The organism is Buchnera aphidicola (Ceratovacuna keduensis), assembly GCF_039372665.1.
Classification (GTDB): Bacteria; Pseudomonadota; Gammaproteobacteria; order Enterobacterales; family Enterobacteriaceae; genus Buchnera_G; species Buchnera_G aphidicola_D.
In genome coordinates this window covers 1-23,340 of record NZ_CP134994.1, presented here as the reverse complement: position 1 = coordinate 23,340, position 23,340 = coordinate 1, and the positions used below count along the sequence as shown (strand labels likewise).

Here is a 23,340-nt window from a genome sequence, read left to right as displayed (position 1 = left end):
AATAGATCTTACATAAAATCTTATTAACAAAATATAAAATATAAAATAAAAATTTATTAAAAAATATAAAAAAAATATTTTTATAATGTTAACTTGTCATTTTTAATCTAATTTTTTTTATAGCAATTTTTTCTATTTGTCTAACTCTTTCAGCTGAAATTCCATAATAATCTGCTAAATTTTGTAAAGTTTTTTTTTTATTTCTGTACAACCATCTAGAAATAATTATATATCTACTTCTATTATCTAAACTAGATATCGCATTATTCAATTTAATAACATTATATTTATATAATTCATTTTTTTCAAAAATACTAGCAAAATTAGAATTGTTATCTTTAAAATATGACATTAAAAATTTAGATTTTGTATTTTTGTTATCTTCTAAAGAAGAAAAATTAAATGCTAAATCTTTTGCAGACATTCTTCTTTCCATTTCTTTAACATCATTAGAAGTTACATCTAATTCTTTTGCTACAGTTTTTATTTCATCTTCATTAAACCAACCAAATCTTTTTTTGTTTTTTCTTAAATTAAAAAATAATTTTCTTTGAGATTTTGTAGTAGCAATTTTTACTATTCTCCAATTTTTCAAAACATATTCATGTATTTCTGATTTTATCCAATATACTGCAAAAGATATTAGTCTAACACCAATTTCTGGATTAAATTTTTTCACTGCTTTCATTAATCCTATATTTCCTTCTTGAATTAAATCTGATTGTAATAAACCATATCCTAAATAATTTTTTGAAATATGTACTACAAATCTTAAATTAGATAATATTAATGTTTTAGCAGAATTTAAATCTCTATTATAATATAATAAATTTGATAAATATTTTTCTTTATCTTTAGATATTACAGGAAAAGAAAATACTGTTTTTATATAAGAACTTAAATTTCCTATAGAACTAAAGGAAATAGAATCAATAATTTTTGTCATTTTATTACCTAAATCATAAATATTATATTTTTATAAAAATTCTTTTAAAATATAAAAACTATAAAAATAAAATATTATTAATTATTTTTTTAATAAAAAACTTTATAAATATAAAAAATTTTTAATTTTATAAAGTTTATATAAAAAAGTTATTTATTCTAATATAGATTTTACAAAACTTTTGTATTTAAATTCATGTAAATCTTCCTTTTTTTCTCCAGTACAAATGTATCTAATAGGAACATTTAGTTCATTTGATACGTTAAAAATCATACCTCCTTTAGCTGAACCATCTAATTTAGTAAAAATTGTTCCAGTAATATTTATAGCTTTATTAAACACTTCTAACTGCTTTATTATATTATGACCACTAGAAGAATCTATAACTAAAATTATTTCATCTGGATAATTAATATCCAATTTTTTTGTAACTTTTACAATTTTTTTTAATTCATATATAAAATTTTTATTATTATGTAATCTACCAGAAGTATCTGCTATTAATACTTCTATCTTTTTTTTTTTTGCAGATTGTATTGCATCAAAAATTACTGATGCTGAATCAGCTTTGTAATGTTGAGAAATTACAGGAACAAATATTTTTTTAGAAATTATTTTTAATTGATCTATAGCTGCAGCTCTAAAAGTATCACCAGCTGCTATCATAACTGATTTTCCTTCATTTTTATATTTCCATGCTAATTTTCCTACAGTAGTAGTTTTTCCTACTCCATTAACTCCTACTACTAATATTAAAAAAGGATATTTTTTTTTAATTATTAATTTATTATCTTTTGATCTTTCTAATATTTTTAATAATTCCCTTTCTAACATATTTAAAATTATTTTTTTATCTAAAATTTTTTTTTTATTAACTTTATAAATTAAATTAGAAATTATATTTTTTGAAGTTTTAAATCCTACATCACATAATAATAAATTTTCTTCTAATTTTTTAAAAAATTTCTTATCTATATTATATTTAAAAAATATTTTTCTAATTTTTGAACTTACATTTTTTCTAGTATTATATAATTTTTTTTTTAATATTTTAAAAATATTATTAGATTTTTTTTCTTTAATATCTTTATTTTTTATAAAAACTTTTTTATTATTATTTTCTTTTTTATTATTAATATCTTTAATATCTATTTTTTTATTTTTTTTTTTTTAAATTTATCTAATATCCAAGAAAAAAAACTATTATTTTTACTCTTTGACATATTTTATTCTCATTTCTATAATATAAAATTAAATAATTTTATTATATATAATATAAAAAATACATTTATAACATTTTTATTATAAAAAAAATATTAATTAAATACAATAACAATAATATTTTACATAAATTTTATGAAAATAATATCAGGAAAATTAAAATCTAGAAAAATAAATATAAAAAAAAATAATATAATTAGACCTACAACATGTTTAATGAGAAAAGTATTATTTGAATGGTTATCAAAATATATAAAACAATCAAAATGTTTAGATTGTTTTTCAGGAAGTGGGATATTAAGCATAGAATCTATATCTAGAAATGCAAAATATGTAATTTCTATAGAAAAAAATTTTTTTATATATAAAAATATATTAAATAATATAAAAAATTTATCTATTAAAAATATAAAAGTAATTAATACTAATATATTAAATTTGTTAAAAAAACCAGGAAAACCATATGATATAATATTTTTAGATCCTCCATTTTATAATAAAATAATAGATAATGTTATATATTTTTTAACAAAAAACAATTGGACAAAAAAAAATACTTTTATATTTTTAGAAAAACAAATAAAACAAAAAATAAAAATACCTAAAAATTGGATAAATTTTAAAAAAAAAAATATAGGACAAACTATTGGTATATTATATTTAGTTAAGAACAAATAAATTTATTAAAATTTTATAAAAAAATTGTAAAAAAATTTTTTATATTTAATTTAAAAATATAGGAGAAACATTCTTATGAAAATAAAAAAATTAAATACAATAAATATTACTATAGAAAAATTTTTACAAAATCCCTTAAAATTTTTAAAAAAATCAAAAAAAAAAATAGTATTAATATTAAAAAATAATAATCCTATAGCATATATATTTAATAAAAAAAAAGTAACAAACATTTTTAATAAAATTAAAAAATATCAAAAAAAAAATTGTAAAAATAATTTTAATAAAATAATGTCTATAGAAAAATTTAATTTAAAAAATAAAATTGAAAAAAAATTTTCTATGCATGACAATTGGAAACCAGATAAAAATTTTATAAAAAAGGCAGCAATATGGGGAATAAAAATAAAAAAAAATGTTTCTAAAAGTGAACTAAAATCATTTATAGACTATTGGAAAGTAGAAGGAAGATTTTTACATAATATTCAATGGCAACAAAAATTAGCATACAGTTTAAAAATAACAAGATCTGTAAAACCTAAAAAATATATTTATGATGATAACAAAATATATAAAAAAAATAATTTTATTCCAGATGGTTTTAGAGACAAATAATGAAAAACAATACTATTAATTTTTTAAAAAGATTAAAAAAAATAATTCCAAGACATATAAAACCAAAATTTAAAAATGATAAAGATTTATTATCTTGGAATCAAGAACAAGGAATAATTTCTTCAAAATCTATTTTAAAAAAAAATAAAATTATGAAAATAAAAAAAACTTTTAAAAAATCTGGAATAAAAGAACTATATATAACATGTTCATTTAAAAATTATAAAATAGAACATAAAGGACATCAAAGAGTATTAAATGCAGCAAAAAAATATGCAAAAAATTTTAATAATTGTGTATCTAGCTTTATTTTTTCAGGAAATCCAGGAACAGGAAAAAATCATCTTGCATCAGCAATAGGAAATTATTTAATATTAAAAGGTAAAAGTGTATTAATAGTAACAGTAGCAGATTTAATGTCTAATATGAAAGGAACATTTAATGGTTCGAGTAATTTAACAGAAGAAAATTTATTAAATAAATTAAGTACTGTAGATTTATTGATGATAGATGAAATAGGAATGCAAACAGAATCTAGATATGAAAAAGTCGTAATAAATCAGATAGTAGATAGAAGATCTTCATCAAAAAGATCTACAGGAATGTTATCTAATTTAAATCATGATGGTATGAAAATGTTATTAGGAGAAAGAGTAATAGATAGAATGAGAATAGGAAATAGTCTATGGTTAAATTTTGAATGGAATAGTTATAGAAAATATATATAACAATTTTTTTTAAAAAAAATAATAAAATATAATTATTTTTATTTATTATTTTTTCTAGATATATATTTACTAGATCTAGTATCTATTTTTATTATATCATTAATTTTTATAAATGATGGAACAATAACTTTTAATCTAGTTTTTAATATAGCTAATTTATTTTTATAATTTAATTTATTTTTTGAAAATTGATCAAAACCAATCACTTTTAAATTAATAAAATTTTTTGGAACCACAGATATTAATTTATTATTCCAAATTAAACCAAAATATTTTTTTCCTGGAACAATAAAACTTAAAACATTTTTTAAAAATTTTTTTTCTATTGAAATTTCATTATAATTTTTTAAATTTATAAAATAAAAAATTTCTTCAGATCTATATAAAAAAGAAATCTTTATATTTTCTATATCTGCAACTTTTAAATTTTCATTAGATCTAAAAGTTTTTTCTATTAATTTATTATTTATTAAATTTCTCATTTTAACTCTAACAAAAGTTTGACCTTTTCCTGGTTTAACAAATTCACTATTTTCAATATTAAATGGAATATTATTAAAAACTATTTTTAAACCATTTTTAAAATTATTACTATTACAAAATATCATAAAATTTAATATACTCTTTGAAAAATTAAAAAAAATACTTTTACATAAACTTATCCTTAGAAAATTATTTCTAAGGATAAGAAAATGTTAAAATACAATAAATTTTTAGAAATAAAAAAAATCAAAAATACAAAAATTACATCATTCCACCCATTCCACCCATTCCACTATTTGGCTGAGAATGACCTAAATCAGATTTTTCTTCTTTAGGTAAATCAGTTACCATACACTCTGTAGTTATCATTAAACCTGCAACTGAAGCAGCATATTGTAATGCAGATCTAGTAACTTTAGTAGGATCTAATATACCAAATTTTATCATATTACCATATTTATGAGTTGCAGCATTATATCCATAATTGTCTTTTCCATCTTTAACATTATTTGCAACGACAGAAGGTTCTTCTCCTGAGTTAGATACTATTTGACGTAAAGGAGCTTCCATTGCACGAACTGCAACTCTTATTCCAACATTTTGATCTTCATTATCACTTAACATTTTAGAAATTTTTTGAGCAACACGAACTAAAGCAACTCCTCCTCCTGCAACTACACCTTCTTCAACTGCAGCTCTAGTTGCATGTAAAGCATCTTCAACTCTAGCTTTTTTTTCTTTCATTTCTACTTCAGTTGCTGCTCCTACTTTTAGTACTGCAACTCCACCTGACAATTTAGCTAATCTTTCATTTAATTTTTCTTTATCATAATCTGAAGTAGATTCTTTTATTTCTTTTCTAATTTGATTAACTCTATTTTTTATATCTTTTTTATTTCCTAAACCACCTATTATAGTAGTATTATCTTTTGTAATAACTACTCTTTTTGCTTGACCTAAATCTTCTATAGAAGTTTTCTCTAAATCCATAGCTAATTCTTCAGAAATTACTGAACCATTAGTTAAAATAGAAATATCTTGCAACATAGATTTTCTTCTATCTCCAAAACCTGGAGCTTTTACTGCAGCAATTTTTACTATTCCTCTCATAGAATTTACAACTAAAGTAGCTAAAGCTTCTCCTTCTAAATCTTCTGATATAATTAATAATGGTTTTCCAGACTTTGCTATAGATTCTAATATAGATAATAATTCTCTAATGTTAGAAATTTTTTTATCTACCATTAATATATAAGGATTTTCTAATTCTACTATTCCTGATTCAGGTTTATTTATAAAATAAGGAGATAAATATCCTCTATCAAACTGCATTCCTTTTACAACTTCTAATTCATTTTGTAGTCCTGTCCCTTCTTCTACAGTTATTACTCCATCATTTCCTACTTTTTCCATAGCTTCAGAAATTAGAGAACCTACCTTTTCATCAGCATTAGCAGATATTGTACCAACCTGAGTAATAGCTTTAGAATTAGAACAAGGAACAGATAATTTTCTTAATTCATTAACAGCATTTATTACAGCTTTATCTATTCCTCTTTTTAAATCCATAGGATTCATTCCAGAAGCTACAGCTTTTAATCCTTCATTTACTATTGCTTGAGCTAGTAAAGTAGCTGTAGTAGTACCATCACCAGCCGCATCATTAGCTTTTGATGCTACTTCCTTCACCATTTGAGCACCCATATTTTCAAATTTATCTTCTAACTCAATTTCTCTAGCTACAGATACACCATCTTTAGTTATACTTGGAGCTCCAAATGATTTATCTAAAACTACATTTCTTCCTTTTGGACCTAATGTAACTTTAACTGCATCAGCTAATATATTTACACCGTTTAACATTTTTATTCTAGCTTCATTACCAAATTTTACATCTTTAGCTGCCATATATAAATTTTCCTTTTAATAATTTTATTAAAAAAAAATAATTATCTTTAAATTTTTTATTAAATAATTCTATTCTATTATAGCAAGTATATCACTTTCATTTAAAATCAAAACTTCCTTATCATCAATTTTTTCTGTTTTAGCTCCATAACCTTCATTAAAAATAACTATATCACCTATTTTTACGTCTAAAGGTTTTATTTTCCCATTATCTAAAATACGACCCTTACCTACAGATATTACTGTTCCTCTAGAAGATTTTCCTGCAGCAGAACCTGTTAATACTATTCCTCCGGCAGATTTAGATTCTCTTTTTTTTCTTTCAACTATAACACGATCGTGTAATGGACGAATTTTCATTTTACTAACACCTTATTAATAATAAAAATATTATCTTTAAAATATTATAAACATTTTTTTTATTTCTTAAAATTATATATATGTATTATATCATGTACTTTCAAGTAAAAATTTATATTTTATAAATATATTTTTTTAATGAATTTTATATAAAAAAATTAAAAAATAAAAAAATAAGTTGACTTTTATAATTTTATTGCAAATAATTAAATTTTAATTGCCCGAATAGCTCAGTCGGTAGAGCAGTGGACTGAAAATCCCCGTGTCGGTGGTTCGATTCCGCCTTCGGGCATAATAATTTCATTATATAAAAATTATTTTCCAAAACAAAAATTAGAAAATATAGATTTTAATAAATCATCTGTATAAAATTTTCCTACTATACAATCTAAAAATTTTTTAGATTTTATTAAATCTTCAGACAAAATCTCTAAATTATTAAATTTAATAAAAGTTTTTTTTGAACGTTTAAGTTTATATAAAGATTTCTTTATCAAATCTAAATGTCTGTTTCTACATAAAAAAATATTTTCAGAAAAATTTTTAAATAATAATTTTTCTTTAATAAACTTTAACAATAAATTTATTCCAATATTTTTTTTAGCAGATAAATTAATATAAGCAATTTTTTTATAAATTTTTATATTAGGAGAAACATTATTTATATCACATTTATTAAAAATTACAATATAATATATATTATTTGATTCTAAATATTTTATTATATTTTTATTATAAATATTTTTTTTTAATTTTTTTATATCATTACAATCAGTAACTAATAATACACAATTAGATTTTTTTATTTCTCTCCAAGCTTTTAAAATTCCAATTTTTTCTATTTTATCATTAGATTTTTTTATTCCAGCTGTATCAGAAATACTTAAATTTATACCATCAAAAGAAAAATTTTCTGTTAAAACGTCTCTTGTAGTACCACTAAATTCTGTAACTATTGATCTATCACTAGATAATATAGAATTAAAAAGACTTGATTTTCCAGAATTAGGAATTCCTGATATAACTATTTTTATTCCTTCTTTAAAAACAATATTTCTTTCTATATTTTTTATTGCATTTTTAAAATTTTTTATTATATTATCTATTTTCTTTAAAAATAACTTATTTATAAAAACATTATATTCTTCTTCAGAATTTAAAATAATTTCAATATTTGTTATTATTTTTATTATATTATTAGATAATTTTTTTATATAAGAAGAATATTTTCCCTTAATAGAATTTAAAGAAGAAAGTAACATTTTTTCAGAATTTGAATTTATTAAATCATCTATTCCTTCAGCTTGTAACAAATCAATTTTATTATTAAAAAAAGCTCTTTGAGAAAATTCTCCATTATTTGCAATTCTAACATCTCTTATTGATAAAATATTTTTTAATAAAATATCAATTAAAACAGGACTACCATGACAATGAAGTTCTAAAATGTCTTCACCAGTAAAGGAATTTGGTTTTTTATATATTATTGCTATGCCCTTATCTATGATTTTTTTATCTAAAATATTAAAAAAATCTAAATAGTTTGCATATCTAGATTTAGGAATTTTTTTAAGAATTTTTTTACATATTTCTTTAACTTTTTTTCCAGAAATTCTTAATATAGAAACTCCTGATACTCCATAAGGAGTAGCTAATGCAACTATAGTGTCTTTAATATACATATAATTAAAAATTTTTCCAAAAAAAAATATATTTTTATTAAAAAAAAATATATTTATATTTTAAATTTATTATAAACTATTTTTTGTTGTATTATTGTTAATATATTACTAACTATATAATATAAAACTAATCCAGAAGGGAACCATAAAAAAAATATAGTAAAAAATACAGGCATAATATTAATTATTTTTTTTTGAAAATTTTCATTATTATCATCATTTTTAGAATCATTTTGTAACAAAAATGTAGTAATTCCCATTAATATAGGTAATATAAAAAAAGGATCTTTATCAGACAAATCATTTATCCATAATATAAATGGAGAATGTCTTAATTCAACAGATTCTATAATAACATAATATAAAGATAGAAATATTGGCATTTGTATTATTAAAGGTAAAAAGCTTCCTATTGGATTAATATTATTTTTTTTATACAAATCTATTATTTCTTTATTTAACATATTTTTATTATTTTTATGTCTTTTTTTTATAATATTTATTTCACTTTGAATTTCTTTCATTTTTGCAATTTGATAATATTGAAATTTAGAAATTGGATACATAATTAATTTTATTATGCAAGTTATAGCTATTATAGATATTCCCCAATTTTTTAAAAAGCTATGTAAATAATATAATAATTTAAATAATGGTTGAGATAAAAACCATAAAAATCCATAATCTATTGTAAAATATAAACTATCTGAAACTTCTAACATTTCTTTTTTAACTTTAGGACCTAACCATAATTTAGAAAAAAAAAATTTATTTTGATAAGAATTTATTTTAAATTTTTCAGTTATATAACCTACAGAAACATCTCTAACATTAATTTTATCAACAAACATTTTATTTTTTAAAGAATTGTCAGGTATCCAAGCAGACACAAAATATGGTTGTACCATAGCTATCCATTTATTTTTATTAGAATAATCAGAAATATAATTTTTATTTTCTATATCATCAAAATTAATTTTACTATATTTTTTTTTACTATTAGAATAAGCTGCACCTCTAAAAGTTTTCATACCAAAACCATAATTTTTATTTTCTTTTTCAATATTTATGCTTTGGTTCAAATTTCCATACATAGAAATATCTAAATTTTTATTAGAATCATTAATTATATTATATTTTATTTTAACAAAATGTTTTCCTCTTTCAAAAGAAAAAGTTTTTATATATGATATTCCATCATTAGACTTCCATTTCATATTAATTAATAAATTATTTTCATTTTTAGAAAGTTCAAAAATATTTTTTTTATTATATTCATTATCATAATAAAAATTATATTTTTCTAAACCTAATATTCCACTATTAGCTTGATATAAAAAATTATTTTTTGATTTTAACAAACACAGTGGATCTGGTTTATTAACATTTTTTTTATATTTCAACAAATTTGCTTCAACTATATTTCCTGAACTTTTATCTATTAATATTTTAAAAGTATCAGTTTTAACCATAACTATGTCTTTATTATTAAAAGTATTAGAACTTTTTTCTAAATTTATATTATTATGTTTTTCTTTATAAAAAGAATTATGAAAAAAATTTGTATTATTAAATTTATATACAAAAAACCCTAATATAAATAAAAAAACCAATATAAATATATTCTTAATCCAATACATTTTTATTCTCTCTTTTTAATATTTTTTCTAAAATATTTATATATTTTTAAAAACATAAATATAGTTCTGACATATTTATATAAACTATTAATAAATATTATAAAAATATTAATATAATATGTAATTATAAGAAATATTTATAATACTCAATAAAAATTAAAATGTCTTTCCCATAAATTTTGTAAAGAATTAAATAAATAAAAATTTTTAAATATAGAAATATTTTTTTTTACCATAACAATAAAATCCATATAAAATAATTTTTTTATATTTTTTCTAAAACTTTCTCTTATTATTCTTTTTATAATATTTCTTTTATAAGAAAATTTTATAAATTTAGTAGATATTCTTATTCCAAGTCTAGGATATTTATAAAAATTTTCCCTACTAAAAATTAAAAATTTATTATTAAAAACCTTATGAGGTTTTTCAAAAACAAAATAAAATTGATGATTTTTTAATAATCTATATTTTTTTTTAAAAAAAAAATTTTTTTTCATTTTATAAATTTTATTCCGAAGAAACAGTTAACTTAGATCTACATTTTAATCTTCTTCTATTTAAAATATGTCTTCCATTTTTAGTAGACATTCTATGTCTAAAACCATGAGATCTATTTCTTTTCAATATTGATGGCTGATAAGTTCTTTTCATAAAATAAAATACTCTAAAAATAAATATTTTTTAAAATATTATAACTCAATTTTAAAATATTAAAAATTTTCATTTAAAAAAAATATATTTTTTGTTAAAAAATATATTTTATAAAAAAAAAATAAAAAATTATAATTTAATTAAAAAATGATTAAAATATTACATTAATACTAAAAAAATATATATTATTTATTATATTAATATATTTAAATTTTTATATAAAAAAATATTATGAAATTTATAATTGAACAAAAAAAAATGTTAAAAATGTTAAAAAAATTGAATGTAGTATTATCAAAAAATTTAAATAATCCAATATTAGAAAACATTTTGATAAAATTAAAAAAAAAAAAAATTCTTTTAACATCTAATAACTTAGAAACAGAATTAATAACAAAAACATATGTAAAACATGAATTTTCTTCTGGAGAAATTACAGTATCTGGAAAAAAATTATTTAATATATGTAGAAGCTTTTCAAAAAATATAGATATTTTAATATATTTAAAAAAAAATTTTATGATAGTTAAAATAAAAAAAATTAAATTTAAATTATCTACATTATCATCTTTGGAATATCCAAAATTTAGTTCATTTAAAAAATATTGTAAATATGTTATTAAACAAAAAAATTTAAAAAAAATAATTGAAAATTCATATTTTTGTATGGCAAGAAATGATGCTAGATATTATCTAAATGGATTATTTGTTATATTAAAAAAAAATTTTATACAATCAGTTGCAACAGATGGATATAAAATGGCAATATCTACAATATTTTTAAAAAATAAAAATTTAATAAACAATTCTATTATAATATCTAAAACAGGAGTATTGGAATTATTAAAATTATTAAATAAAAATGAAGAAAAAATAAATATATTAATAAATAATTACAATTTGAGAATATATACAAAAAAAATAATTTTTACTACAAAATTAATAGATGGAAATTTTCCTAATTATAAAAATTTAATAATAAAAAAACCAGAAACAAAAATAGAAATAGAATTATACACTTTAAAAAAAAGTCTAAACAGAATTTTTATTCTTTCAGATACATCTTTTTATGGAGCAAAATTTTATATAAAAAAAAATATTATGAAAATTAGTTCTCAAAATGAAGAATATGAAACAGCAAAAGAAAAAATATTAATAAAAAGAAATAATAATATTATTATTAAATTCAATTTAAATATAAAATATTTTTTAAATATATTGCAAAATATTATTAGCAAAACAATATGTTTATTATTAAATAAAAATATTTCAACAATACAAATACAAGATAAAAATGATATGTCAAATATTTATATGATAATGCCATTAATATTTTAGAAAATATTAATTAATATAAAATAAAATTGTTTATAAATTAAAAAGAGAAAAATAATGTTTAACTCTTATGATTCATCTAACATAAAAGTATTAAAAGGATTAGATGCTGTTAAAAAAAGACCAAATATGTATATAGGAAATACAGATGATGGAACTGGTCTTCATCATATGGTATTTGAAGTAGTTGACAATTCAATAGATGAAGCTTTATCTGGTTATTGTGATAAAATATTCATAAAAATGTATTTAGATAATTCAATTTCAATAAAAGACAATGGAAGAGGAATGCCTATAGACATACATAAAGAGGAAGGAAAACCTGCAGCAGAAGTTATAATGACAATATTACATGCAGGAGGAAAATTCGATTTAGATTCTTATAAAATCTCAGGAGGATTACATGGAGTAGGAATATCTGTAGTAAATGCATTATCAAAAAAATTATATTTAACAATATATAGAGAAGGAAAAAAATTTAAACAAATATATAATTATGGAAATCCAATAACAAAACTAAAAAAAATAAAAAATAGTAATAAAACAGGAACAAAAATAAGATTTTTTCCAAATGAAAAAATATTCACTAATATAAAAAAATTTAATTATGAAATTTTATCAAAAAGATTAAAAGAACTTTCTTTTTTAAACTCTGGTATATCAATATTTTTAGAATATGAAAAAAAAAATATTATTAAAAAATTTTATAATAAAGGAAATATAAAAAATTTTATAAAATTTTTAAATAAAAAAAAAAAACCAATACATAATAAAATATTTTATTTTTTTAAAAGAAAAAAAAATATAAAAGTAGAAGTATCAATGCAATGGAATAATAAATTTTCAGAAAAAATATTATGTTTTACTAACAATATAAAACAAAAAGATGGAGGAACTCATCTAGCTGGATTTAAATCTGCTATAACTAGAACTATAAATAATTATATAGAAAAATATTATATTAATAAAAAAAATAAAATTATAGCTACTGGAAATGATACTAGAGAAGGTCTAAGAGCAGTAATTTTAGTATATATGTCAAATCCAAAATTTTCTTCTCAAACAAAAGATAAATTGGTTTCTTCAGAAATAAAATCTTTTATAGAATCATCTGTAAACGAAAATTTTAGTGAATATTTATTAGAAAATCCAAATGATTCTAAAATAATAATAGGAAAAATAATACATGCTATAAAAACAAGAGAAGCTGCTAAAAAAGCTAGAGAAATAACTAGAAAAAAAAATACTTTAGATACTTGTTCAATACCAGGAAAATTGTCTGACTGTCAAGAAAAAAATCCAAAGTTATCAGAAATATATTTAGTAGAAGGTGATTCAGCAGGAGGTTCCGCAAAACAAGGAAGAAATAGAAAAAATCAAGCAATATTACCATTAAAAGGAAAAATATTAAATGTAGAAAAATCTAAATTTGAAAAAATGTTATCTTCAGAAGAAGTTACAAATTTAATAACAGCATTAGGGTGTGGAATAATAGATAATTCTTTTTCTATAAATAAGTTAAGATATCACAATATAATAATAATGACAGATGCTGATATAGATGGATCACATATTAGAACATTACTTCTAACATTTTTTTATAGACAAATGCCGGAAATAATACAAAATGGTCATGTTTTCATTGCTCAACCTCCTTTATATAAAATAAAATACAGAAAAAAAGAAATATTTATAAAAGATGAAAAAATGTTAAACAATTTTCAAATAAAAAATGCTTTAGAAAATTGTAAAATGTACTCATCATTTCCTACAAAAAAAAAAATAAATATAAAAAAATTACATAAAATAATTTTTAATTATATAAAACTTAAAAAGAAAGTTAAAAATAAAAAAAATAAAATTTTTATATTTTTATTTAATCAATTAATAAAATATCCAATACATTTTTCTTTTAAAAATAAAATAAAAATGAAAAAATGGATGAAAAATTTAATATATGATTTAAAAAAAACGTCACATAATAATACATTATATAAATATAAATTAAAAAATAATAATAAAAATAAAAATTTTTCAATAAAAATAAAAAAATATGTATATGGAAAAAAATATATAATAAAAATCACAAAAAATATTTTAAAAAAAAAAGAATATTATGAAATTAAAAAAATTAGTAAAAAAATTAATAAATTAATTAATTTAAAAACATTTATATTAAAAAATAATGTGTTATATAAATTTTCTGACTTAAAAAGTATGTTAAAAAAATTAATAAAAGATTCACAAAAAAAAATAACTATACAAAGATATAAAGGTTTAGGAGAAATGAATCCTAATCAACTTTGGAAAACAACTATGAATCCAAAAACAAGAAGAATGCTAAAAATATCAATAAAAGATAGTAAAAAAGCTAATAAATTATTTAAAATTTTAATGGGTGATTCTGTAAAATTAAGAAAAAATTTTATAGAAAAAAATTCTTTAAAAGCAGAAAATATAGATTTTTAAAAACAAAAAATTTCGCGGCAGGAATTTTAAATACCCCGCCGCTTAATAAAATAAAAAAAATTTATTTTAACATTTAAAATTTTTAATATTTTATAATATTTTTATTTTTTTTAAAGAAAATATTTAAATTATTTTAATTTTTATTAAAATAAAAATATTAAAATATTAAGTTTCATTTTTATAAAAAATGTTAGAACTAATAATTTTTTTATATTTTTTTTTATTTTTTAATAAACTTTTTATACTAGTTTCAGATGCTGAAATAGCAACATCAGATAAAACTGTAACAAATTTAGGTTGTATTTCTAAAATACCTTGTGATAAATAAAAAAAAATTTCTATTTTTTTTTCATCTAATATATATAATGGCCCGGGTTTTATGCAAGTCAACAATTGAGAATGACCAGAATATATACATAATTGACCTTCTGAACCTGTAATATAAATTTTAATTACATTTTTAGAAAACATTTTTTTTTCTTTGCTTACAACATTTAGAAAAAAAGTCATAAAAATCTCACAAAATAGTCAAAACTAATATTTTATATTTTTATTTTTGTCAAACACTTCTTCTATTTTTCCTACCATATAAAAAGATTGTTCAGGAAAATTGTCTAATTCTCCAGAAAGAATTTTTTTAAAACCATTAATAGTATCTTTTAAACTTACATATTTTCCAGGAAACCCAGTAAAAGTTTCTGCAACAAAAAAAGGTTGAGATAAAAATTTTTCTATTTTTCTAGCTCTAAATACTAAAAGTTTATCTTTTTCTGATAATTCATCCATACCTAATATAGAAATAATGTCTCTTAATTCTTTATATTTTTGTAAAACTTTTTGAGTTTTTCTAGCTGTATTATAATGATCTATTCCAACTATATCAGGATCTAATTGTCTACTAGTAGACATAAGTGGATCAACTGCAGGATAAATACCTAAAGATGATATATCTCTACTTAATGTAACTGTAGAATCTAAATGAGAAAAAGTAGTAGTTGTAGAAGGATCAGTTAAATCATCAGCAGGTACATATACAGCTTGTATAGAAGTTATAGATCCATTATCTGTAGAAGTTATTCTTTCTTGTAAAATACCCATTTCTTCAGATAAAGTAGGTTGATAACCTACAGCAGAAGGAATTCTACCTAAAAGTGAAGACACTTCAGTTCCAGCTAATGTATAACGATATATATTATCTATAAATAATAAAACATCTTTACCTTCATCTCTAAATTTTTCAGCTAATGTAAGACCAGTAAAAGCAACTCTTAATCTGTTGCCAGGAGGTTCATTCATTTGACCATATACTAAAACTACTTTATTTAATACATTAGACACCTTCATCTCATTATAAAAATCATTTCCTTCTCTAGTTCTTTCTCCAACTCCAGTAAAAACAGAATATCCTGAATGTTCCTTTGAAATATTTCTTATTAATTCCATCATATTAACAGTTTTTCCTACTCCTGCTCCTCCAAATAAACCTACCTTTCCACCTTTTAAAAAAGGACATATTAAATCTATAACTTTTATTCCAGTTTCTAAAATCTTATCATTAATAGGTCTTGATAAATAGTTTGGAGGAGATCTATGTATTTCACGATATTCTATTTTTTTTTCTTTATTAAATTTTTTTATTTTTCCTTTTTTATCAATTGGATTTCCTAATACATTTAAAATTCTTCCAAGAACAGATTTTCCAACTGGAATTTTAATTCCATGACCTAAGTCCTTTACTTTTAAACCTCTTTTTAATCCATTAGAACATCCCATAGAAATAGTTCTTACTATTCCACCACCTATATGTTGTTGAACTTCTAAAAAAATGTCTTTATCATTATTTTTAATTTTTAATTGATTAAAAATTTTTGGAATTTTATTTTTAGAAAACTCTACGTCTATTATATCTCCAATAATTTGAACAATTTTTCCAACGTTCATATTTTATTAAAACCTTTATAAATGTTTTAAAATAATACTTATAAAATTTCTGAACATCCAGATACTATTTCTATAAGTTCTTTAGTAACATTAGATTGACGGCATTTATTATATGATAATCTTAAATTTTTTATTATATTTTCACTATTATCATAAGCTTGTTTCATAGAAAAAAATCTAGAAACATGTTCGCAATATAAATTTTCTAAAATATTACAATATATAGTAGATTCTAAATATTTTTTAAACAATATATTCAATAAAATTTCATTATCTGGTTCATAAATATAATTCCAAAAAAATTTTTTATAAATATTTTTATGTTTAGATTTATTATAAATAGGTAATAATTGAAAAAATTTAGGAACAAAATTTTTAGAACCTTTAGATTCATTACTAGCTAAAAAAAATTTTTGAACTTTTTTATTTTCATATAAATATATTACATATTTTAAAATTTTTAAAACACTATCAAAAAATGAAAATTCTGAAAGTACAAAATTTTTTATAATAAAATTATTATAATGAGATTTAAAAAAATTTATTCCTTTTTGACCTATAATAATTAATTTTATAAATTTATTAGAATATTTATTCATATTTTTTAATATTTTTCTAAATAAATTAGAATTTAAACTTCCACATAAACCTTTATTAGTAGAAACTACTATTATACAAATAGTATCTATTTTATCTTTATTAATTAAATATGAATTATTAGAATACAAAGAACTAGAAATTACATTATTTACAACTCTTAAAATAGATTTTTGATATGAAAAACTATTATCCATTTTAATTTTTATCTTTTTCATTTTAGATATAGATATCATTTCCATGGTTTTAGTTATTTTATTAGTACTTTTAGTACTAAAAATTTTATTTCTTATTTCTTTAATAGACAACATAAAATTTTCCTAAAAATTTTAAAAAAATTTTTTTAAATTAAAACTTTCTATTATTTTAAAAAATTGATTTTTTACAAAACTATTATATAAACCACATGTATTAATCTCATTTATTAAACTTAAAAAATTTTTATTAAAAAATTCTAATAATAATTTTTCATATATATTAATTTTTTTTAAAGGAATATTATTTAAAAAACCATTTTCTGAACTAAATAATAATAAAGATTGTTCTGCTATGCTTAAAGGCTTATTCTTAGATTGTTTAAAAAGTTCAATTAATTTTCTTCCATGTAAAAGACTATTTTTAGTCATATCATCTAAATCAGAAGAAAATTTAGAAAAAGAAGATAATTCTCTATATTGAGCTAAAGAAGTTCTTATCTTAGAAGAAAATTTTTTCATTATATTAGTTTGAGCGGTCCCTCCAACACGAGAAACAGAAATTCCTGGATTTATTGCTGGAATAATTCCAGAATTAAATAAATTAGATTCTAAAAAAATTTGACCATCAGTAATAGAAATAATATTTGTAGGTATAAAAGAAGAAACATCACCTTCTTGTGTTTCTACAATTGGAAAAGCAGTTAAAGAACCAGTATTATTTTTTACAATTCCTTCAGTTTTGTTAAAAACATATTCTTTATTTACTTTAGACGATCTTTCTAATAATTTAGCATGTAAATAAAAAATATCTCCAGGAAATGCTTCTCTTCCAGGAGGTCTTTTTAATAAAAGAGATATTTGTCTATATGAAATAGCATGTTTAGATAAATCGTCATATATTATTAAAGCATCTTCACCTCTATCTCTAAAAAATTCACCCATAGTACATCCAGAATATGGAGATAAATATTGAAGAGAAGCAGAATCAGAAGATGAAGCAACTACTATTATAGTATTTTCTAAAACATCTTTTTCTTCTAAAATTTTTACAATATTTAATATAGTAGACATTTTTTGACCTATAGATACATATATACATTTTACACCAGTTTTCTTTTGATTTATAATAATATCTATAGCTATTGTAGTCTTACCAGTTTGTCTATCTCCTATTATAAGCTCTCTTTGTCCTTTTCCAATAGGTATCATAGAATCTATTGCTTTACAACCAGTTTGTATAGGCTCATTAACTTGAGATCTAGATATAACATCAGGAGCTTCAGATTCTATAGGAGAATACTTAACAAAATTTAATTTTCCTTTACCATCTATAGGCTCTCCTAAACTATTTAATATTCTACCTAATAAACCATTTCCAACTGGTATTTCTAAAAATTTCCCAGTACATTTTACTGTCATGCCTTCATATAAATTTGTATATTCACCTAAAACAACAGCTCCAACACAATCTCTTTCTAAATTTAGAGCAATTGCAAATTTATCATTTTCCAACAATAATACTTCTCCTAACATAACATCAGATATTCCAACTATTTTAATAATTCCATCAACTACAGAAATTATTTTTCCTTTACTATAACTTTCACTAAAAATTTTAAATTTAGATATTCTTTTTTCTATAATATTACTTATAGCTTGTGAATTAAAATGCATCTTTATTATACCTCTAAAATACATTTAACATATATTTTCTTAATTTATACAAATGATAATTAAAACTATTATCAAATATTTTGTCATCTATTTTTATTATAAAACCATAAATTATAGATTTATCTAAAATATTCTTCAAAAATATTTTTTTAGAAAATTTTTTTTTAATTATATTAAGTACATTACTAATAAATTTTTTAGATAATTTTTTACTTGAATATATTATAACATCAATAATTCTATTTCTAATTTTCCAATAATAATAAAACATATTTTTAATATCTTTTAACAAATATAATTTATTATCTTCAACTAATATTTTTATAAAATTATTAAAATTTAAATCTATGTCATACTTACAAATTTTCATAAAAAATTTTTCAAATTTTTTTTTTTCAAAATTACAATTAATAACACTTTTCATACTATTATGACAGTATAATTTACTACAAAAATTTAACATATTATACCATTTATAAATAACAAAATTTTTTTTAGAAAAATTAAACGCTGCCTTTGCATATGGCCTAGATAATGTTTTCGCAATCATACTTTATATAATATTCTCCAAAATTTTATTAAATATAAAAAAAATTATTTTTCAAAAATTTTATCTATATCATTTTTTTTTATATATTCTTTTAATATTTTTTTAGCTACAAAAATAGATAAATTACAAGTTTCATTTTTTAAATCTTCAAATACAATATTTTTTTTTAAATTTAATTTTTTTTTACCTTCAGATATTATAGTTTTTCTTTTCTGTTCTGCATTTAAAATAGCAGCCTGTAAAATTATATTTCTATCATATTTTGCATTTTTTATTATATCTTTAGCAGTTTTTTTAGCTAAATTTATTTTTTCTATAGCTTCTTTTTTTATCTTAATAGATTCTAATTTTGCATCATTTGCAATTTTAAAAGATAAAGAAACTTCTTTTTTTCTATCTCTTATAGCTTTTGTTATATTAGGCCATATATATCTAGAACAAAAAAATACAAATAAAAAGAAAGATATAATTTGACCTAAAATAGTTGCATTAATATTCATCTACTTTTTTCCATAATAATTTTTTTTTAAATAAAAAAATAAAAATACATATTAACAATTTTATAAAAAACAAAAAATCTATATTACAGCAAATAAAATATATAAACTAATTCCAACTACTATCATAGGAACAGCATCTACTAAACCCATAATAATAAAAAATTGTGTTCTTAAAGTTGGAATTAAATCTGGTTGTCTAGATGCACCTTCTAAAAACTTACTACCCAATATTCCTATTCCAATAGCAGCACCTATAGATGATAAACCTAACATAATAGCTGAAGCAATATATAACATTTCTATATTAATATGAGACATTTTAATTACCTCTAATTTTTTAAAAAATTTTAAATAAAATTTATTTTTTAATTGCCATAGATAAATATACAATTGACAATGTCATAAAAAGAAAAGCTTGTAAAAACATTATTAAAATATGAAAAATAGCTAATGGAACATATAATATCCACTGTATCCACCAAGGAATAATACAAGATATTAATATAAATATAATTTCTCCAGAATAAATATTTCCAAACAATCTTAAGCTTAATGATACAATTTTAGAAAATAAACTTATTATTTCTAATATAAAATTAAATATAAATAAAAATGGATTAGAAAATGGATGTAAAAAAAAATCTAAAAAAAAATTTTTTATTCCTTTATATTTTATACTATAAAATATTATTAACAAAAATACACTAATAGCCATAGAAAAAGTAATATTTATATCAGAAGATGGAACACACTTTATATTATTTAAATTAAAAAATGTTTTAGCAATATATGGAACAAAATCTACAGGTATAATGTCCATCAAATTCATTAAAAATATCCAAACAAATATAGTTAAAGATAAAGAAGAAATATAAATATTATTTTTATTAATTATTTTTTTTACATTTTTATCTATAAAAATTATTATAATTTCTATTATAGATTGAACATTTCCTGGATTTCTAAAACTAAATTTTTTAGAAATTAAAAAAAATGTTATTAAAAATAAAATACATAAAAAATTAGAAAAAAAAATAGAATCTATATTTAAAACCCAAAAATCATTTACTACATTATTGTTTATAAAAGAAAAATTTCTTAAATTTATTTGTAAATGTGTTAAATGATGATTTATATAATCTTTAGTATTAAAAATATAAGTAAAATTCATTAAATGAAAACCTTTTATTGAAAAATATCTTATTTTTATATTATACAAATTTAAATTATTAATATATTTTTAAAAAAAATAAAAACATTATAAAAAATCTATCATAAAAATTAACATTTTATAAACTTTTTTTTTATATTAATTAATAATATAGATATTGCTGCAGGAGTAATTCCTTGTATTCTAGATGCTTGTCCAATAGAATATGGTTTATATTTATTTAAAATAAAAATAACTTCTTTAGATAAACCTATTATCTTAGAATAATCAAATCTTTCAGGTAAAACAATATCTTCATAAAAACCAACTTTTTCAATTTCTTTATTTTGCCTTTTTATATAACCTTCATATTTAGAAATTATTTCTACCTGTTTTATAGCTTCTAAATCATTAGATTTAAAACTAAAATTTTTTAAAAAATTAAAATTTTCAATATCAAAATTAGGCCTTTTTAAAATGTTATAACAAGATAAACTATTTTTTAAAAAAATTCCAAATTTTTTTCTTAAAATTATGTCATCTAAAGAATTTAAAAATAATTTATATTTTTTCAAATTTTTGATTTCATCTTTTATATTTTTTTTTTTTTCACAATATCTTTTCCATCTAAAATTACTTATTGTGCCTAAAGATCTTCCTATTTTTGTTAATCTAATATCTGCATTATCTTCTCTTAAAAAAAGACGATTCTCAGATCTAGATGTAAACATTCTATATGGCTCACTAGTTCCTTTTACACATAAATCATCTACTAAAACTCCTAAATAAGATACATTTCTTTTTGGATACCAACCTGAAATATTAGAACTATATAAAGCTGCATTAATTCCAGCTAACAATCCTTGAGAAGCTGCTTCTTCATATCCTGTAGTACCATTTATTTGACCTGCAAAAAATAGTCCTTCTATATAAATACTTTCTAAAGTTTTTTTTAAATCTCTGGGATCAAAAAAATCATATTCTACAGCATATCCAAAATTTAATATTTTAGAATTTTCTAATCCTTTTATAGAACATAAAATTTTTTTTTGAATTTCTTTAGAAAAACTTGTAGAAATTCCATTAGGATAAATATAAAAACTGTTTATTCCTTCAGGTTCCAAAAAAACTTGATGTTTTTTTCTATGAGGAAATCTCATTATTTTATCTTCAATAGATGGGCAATATCTTGGTCCTAAACTTTTTATAACTCCAGAATACATAGCACTTTTTTTAATATTATTTTTTATAATATCAAAAGTTAATTCATTAGTATATGTTATATAACATGGAATATGAGGTAATCTATTATATTTTTCATTTAAAAAAGAAAAATTAGACCTAATTTTATGACTATTTTGTTTTTCTAATTTATTAAAATTTATAGTTCTAGAATCTAATCTAGGAGGAGTTCCAGTTTTTAATCTTCCAAATCTAAAAGGAAATTTTCTCAAATTTGAAGATAAACTTATAGAAGAAAAATCATTAGTTCTTCCACCAACAGTACACTTTTTACCCAAATAAATTTTACCATTTAAAAATGTTCCTGTAGTTAAAATAACAGATTTAGAATAAAATTTATTTCCAAAACGTGTGATTACTCCTATTACCTTATTATCTTTTAAAATTAAATTAGAAACTTCACATTCTATTATAAACAATTTTTTTTTATTAAATAAAAATTTATGAACATACTTTTTATAAAAATATCTGTCAACTTGCATTCTGGTTGATCTAACAGCAAATCCTTTATTAGTATTCAAATATCTAAATTGTATACAAGATCTATCAGCAACTCTTGCCATAATACCACCTAGTGCATCTATTTCTTTAACTAAATGACTTTTTCCTATACCTCCTATAGATGGATTACAAGACAATTCACCAATTTTATTAATATTTTGAGTTAACAATAAAGTTCTCATATTTTTTTTTGCTGAAACAATAGAAGCTTCTGTTCCTGCATGACCTCCACCAACTACTATAACATCAAAATTAATTAATTTTATCAT

General features: G+C 19.4%; 23 protein-coding genes and 1 tRNA gene. 6 read left to right on the top strand and 18 right to left on the bottom strand.

Going from position 1 to position 23,340, the window contains the following annotated elements:
* Positions 1-88: 88 nt before the first annotated feature.
* Positions 89-946, bottom strand: coding sequence for an RNA polymerase sigma factor RpoH (gene rpoH, locus RJK19_RS00120; protein WP_343184059.1), 858 nt, complete (start codon positions 944-946; stop codon positions 89-91).
* 153 nt (positions 947-1,099) lie between these two features.
* A complete protein-coding gene (gene ftsY, locus RJK19_RS00115; protein ID WP_343184219.1) occupies positions 1,100-1,921 on the bottom strand; it encodes a signal recognition particle-docking protein FtsY in 822 nt (273 codons plus the stop codon).
* A gap of 381 nt (positions 1,922-2,302) precedes the next feature.
* Between ftsY and rsmD the strand changes: the two genes are divergently transcribed.
* The 3 genes from rsmD (at position 2,303) to dnaC (ending at position 4,188) form a co-directional block, all read left to right on the top strand.
* Complete coding sequence (gene rsmD, locus RJK19_RS00110) at positions 2,303-2,845, top strand: 16S rRNA (guanine(966)-N(2))-methyltransferase RsmD (RefSeq protein WP_343184058.1); 543 nt, start codon at positions 2,303-2,305, stop codon at positions 2,843-2,845.
* 75 nt (positions 2,846-2,920) lie between these two features.
* Positions 2,921-3,460, top strand: a complete 540-nt coding sequence (locus RJK19_RS00105) for a DnaT-like ssDNA-binding domain-containing protein (protein ID WP_343184057.1) — start codon at positions 2,921-2,923, stop codon at positions 3,458-3,460.
* Positions 3,460-4,188 (top strand): DNA replication protein DnaC, encoded by a 729-nt coding sequence (gene dnaC, locus RJK19_RS00100; protein ID WP_343184056.1) that lies wholly within the window; start codon positions 3,460-3,462, stop codon positions 4,186-4,188. Before RJK19_RS00105 ends, dnaC begins: the two co-directional genes overlap by 1 nt.
* Positions 4,189-4,226: 38 nt before the next feature.
* Here the strand turns inward: dnaC and RJK19_RS00095 are convergent, their stop codons facing one another.
* From RJK19_RS00095 to RJK19_RS00085, 3 genes are all read right to left on the bottom strand, one after another.
* A complete protein-coding gene (locus RJK19_RS00095; protein ID WP_343184055.1) occupies positions 4,227-4,796 on the bottom strand; it encodes an elongation factor P in 570 nt (189 codons plus the stop codon).
* Positions 4,797-4,932: 136 nt separating this feature from the next.
* A complete protein-coding gene (gene groL / locus RJK19_RS00090) occupies positions 4,933-6,579 on the bottom strand; it encodes a chaperonin GroEL (protein ID WP_343184054.1) in 1,647 nt (548 codons plus the stop codon).
* A gap of 69 nt (positions 6,580-6,648) precedes the next feature.
* Positions 6,649-6,939 carry a co-chaperone GroES gene (locus RJK19_RS00085; protein ID WP_343184053.1) on the bottom strand — a complete coding sequence of 97 codons (291 nt, stop codon included), beginning with the start codon at positions 6,937-6,939 and terminating at the stop codon, positions 6,649-6,651.
* Positions 6,940-7,158: 219 nt separating this feature from the next.
* Between RJK19_RS00085 and RJK19_RS00080 the strand changes: the two genes are divergently transcribed.
* Positions 7,159-7,231: transfer RNA gene (locus tag RJK19_RS00080), tRNA-Phe, on the top strand.
* 22 nt (positions 7,232-7,253) lie between these two features.
* Here RJK19_RS00080 and mnmE read toward each other — a convergent pair.
* From mnmE to rpmH, 4 genes are all read right to left on the bottom strand, one after another.
* A complete protein-coding gene (gene mnmE, locus RJK19_RS00075) occupies positions 7,254-8,621 on the bottom strand; it encodes a tRNA uridine-5-carboxymethylaminomethyl(34) synthesis GTPase MnmE (RefSeq protein WP_343184052.1) in 1,368 nt (455 codons plus the stop codon).
* Positions 8,622-8,674: 53 nt separating this feature from the next.
* Positions 8,675-10,261, bottom strand: coding sequence for a membrane protein insertase YidC (gene yidC, locus RJK19_RS00070; protein WP_343184051.1), 1,587 nt, complete (start codon positions 10,259-10,261; stop codon positions 8,675-8,677).
* 146 nt (positions 10,262-10,407) lie between these two features.
* Positions 10,408-10,761: a ribonuclease P protein component gene (gene rnpA / locus RJK19_RS00065; RefSeq protein WP_343184050.1), complete on the bottom strand. Its 354-nt coding sequence runs from the start codon at positions 10,759-10,761 to the stop codon at positions 10,408-10,410.
* 10 nt (positions 10,762-10,771) lie between these two features.
* Positions 10,772-10,915 (bottom strand): 50S ribosomal protein L34, encoded by a 144-nt coding sequence (rpmH, locus tag RJK19_RS00060; protein ID WP_343184049.1) that lies wholly within the window; start codon positions 10,913-10,915, stop codon positions 10,772-10,774.
* Positions 10,916-11,146: 231 nt separating this feature from the next.
* Here rpmH and dnaN point away from each other — a divergent pair, with 231 nt between their 5' ends.
* Both dnaN and gyrB read left to right on the top strand, forming a co-directional pair.
* The gene (dnaN, locus tag RJK19_RS00055) at positions 11,147-12,253 is read left to right on the top strand and encodes a DNA polymerase III subunit beta (protein WP_343184048.1); all 1,107 of its coding nucleotides are present in this window, start codon (positions 11,147-11,149) and stop codon (positions 12,251-12,253) included.
* Between the two features lie 54 nt (positions 12,254-12,307).
* Entirely contained in the window at positions 12,308-14,719 is a 2,412-nt protein-coding gene (gyrB, locus tag RJK19_RS00050; RefSeq protein ID WP_343184047.1) for a DNA topoisomerase (ATP-hydrolyzing) subunit B, read from the top strand.
* A 165-nt stretch (positions 14,720-14,884) separates the two neighbouring features.
* Here the strand turns inward: gyrB and atpC are convergent, their stop codons facing one another.
* The 9 genes from atpC to mnmG all read right to left on the bottom strand — a co-directional run bounded on the left by atpC (position 14,885) and on the right by mnmG (position 23,340).
* Complete coding sequence (atpC, locus tag RJK19_RS00045) at positions 14,885-15,229, bottom strand: ATP synthase F1 subunit epsilon (protein ID WP_343184046.1); 345 nt, start codon at positions 15,227-15,229, stop codon at positions 14,885-14,887.
* 24 nt (positions 15,230-15,253) lie between these two features.
* Entirely contained in the window at positions 15,254-16,660 is a 1,407-nt protein-coding gene (gene atpD / locus RJK19_RS00040; protein WP_343184045.1) for a F0F1 ATP synthase subunit beta, read from the bottom strand.
* Between the two features lie 38 nt (positions 16,661-16,698).
* The gene (atpG, locus tag RJK19_RS00035) at positions 16,699-17,568 is read right to left on the bottom strand and encodes an ATP synthase F1 subunit gamma (RefSeq protein ID WP_343184044.1); all 870 of its coding nucleotides are present in this window, start codon (positions 17,566-17,568) and stop codon (positions 16,699-16,701) included.
* 18 nt (positions 17,569-17,586) lie between these two features.
* Positions 17,587-19,128 carry a F0F1 ATP synthase subunit alpha gene (gene atpA, locus RJK19_RS00030; RefSeq protein ID WP_343184043.1) on the bottom strand — a complete coding sequence of 514 codons (1,542 nt, stop codon included), beginning with the start codon at positions 19,126-19,128 and terminating at the stop codon, positions 17,587-17,589.
* A gap of 13 nt (positions 19,129-19,141) precedes the next feature.
* Positions 19,142-19,678 (bottom strand): F0F1 ATP synthase subunit delta, encoded by a 537-nt coding sequence (locus tag RJK19_RS00025; RefSeq protein WP_343184042.1) that lies wholly within the window; start codon positions 19,676-19,678, stop codon positions 19,142-19,144.
* A gap of 44 nt (positions 19,679-19,722) precedes the next feature.
* A complete protein-coding gene (gene atpF / locus RJK19_RS00020) occupies positions 19,723-20,178 on the bottom strand; it encodes a F0F1 ATP synthase subunit B (protein ID WP_343184041.1) in 456 nt (151 codons plus the stop codon).
* Positions 20,179-20,256: 78 nt separating this feature from the next.
* Entirely contained in the window at positions 20,257-20,496 is a 240-nt protein-coding gene (gene atpE, locus RJK19_RS00015; protein WP_343184040.1) for a F0F1 ATP synthase subunit C, read from the bottom strand.
* Positions 20,497-20,536: 40 nt separating this feature from the next.
* Positions 20,537-21,349 carry a F0F1 ATP synthase subunit A gene (gene atpB, locus RJK19_RS00010; RefSeq protein WP_343184039.1) on the bottom strand — a complete coding sequence of 271 codons (813 nt, stop codon included), beginning with the start codon at positions 21,347-21,349 and terminating at the stop codon, positions 20,537-20,539.
* Between the two features lie 110 nt (positions 21,350-21,459).
* Positions 21,460-23,340: a tRNA uridine-5-carboxymethylaminomethyl(34) synthesis enzyme MnmG gene (gene mnmG, locus RJK19_RS00005; RefSeq protein ID WP_343184038.1), complete on the bottom strand. Its 1,881-nt coding sequence runs from the start codon at positions 23,338-23,340 to the stop codon at positions 21,460-21,462.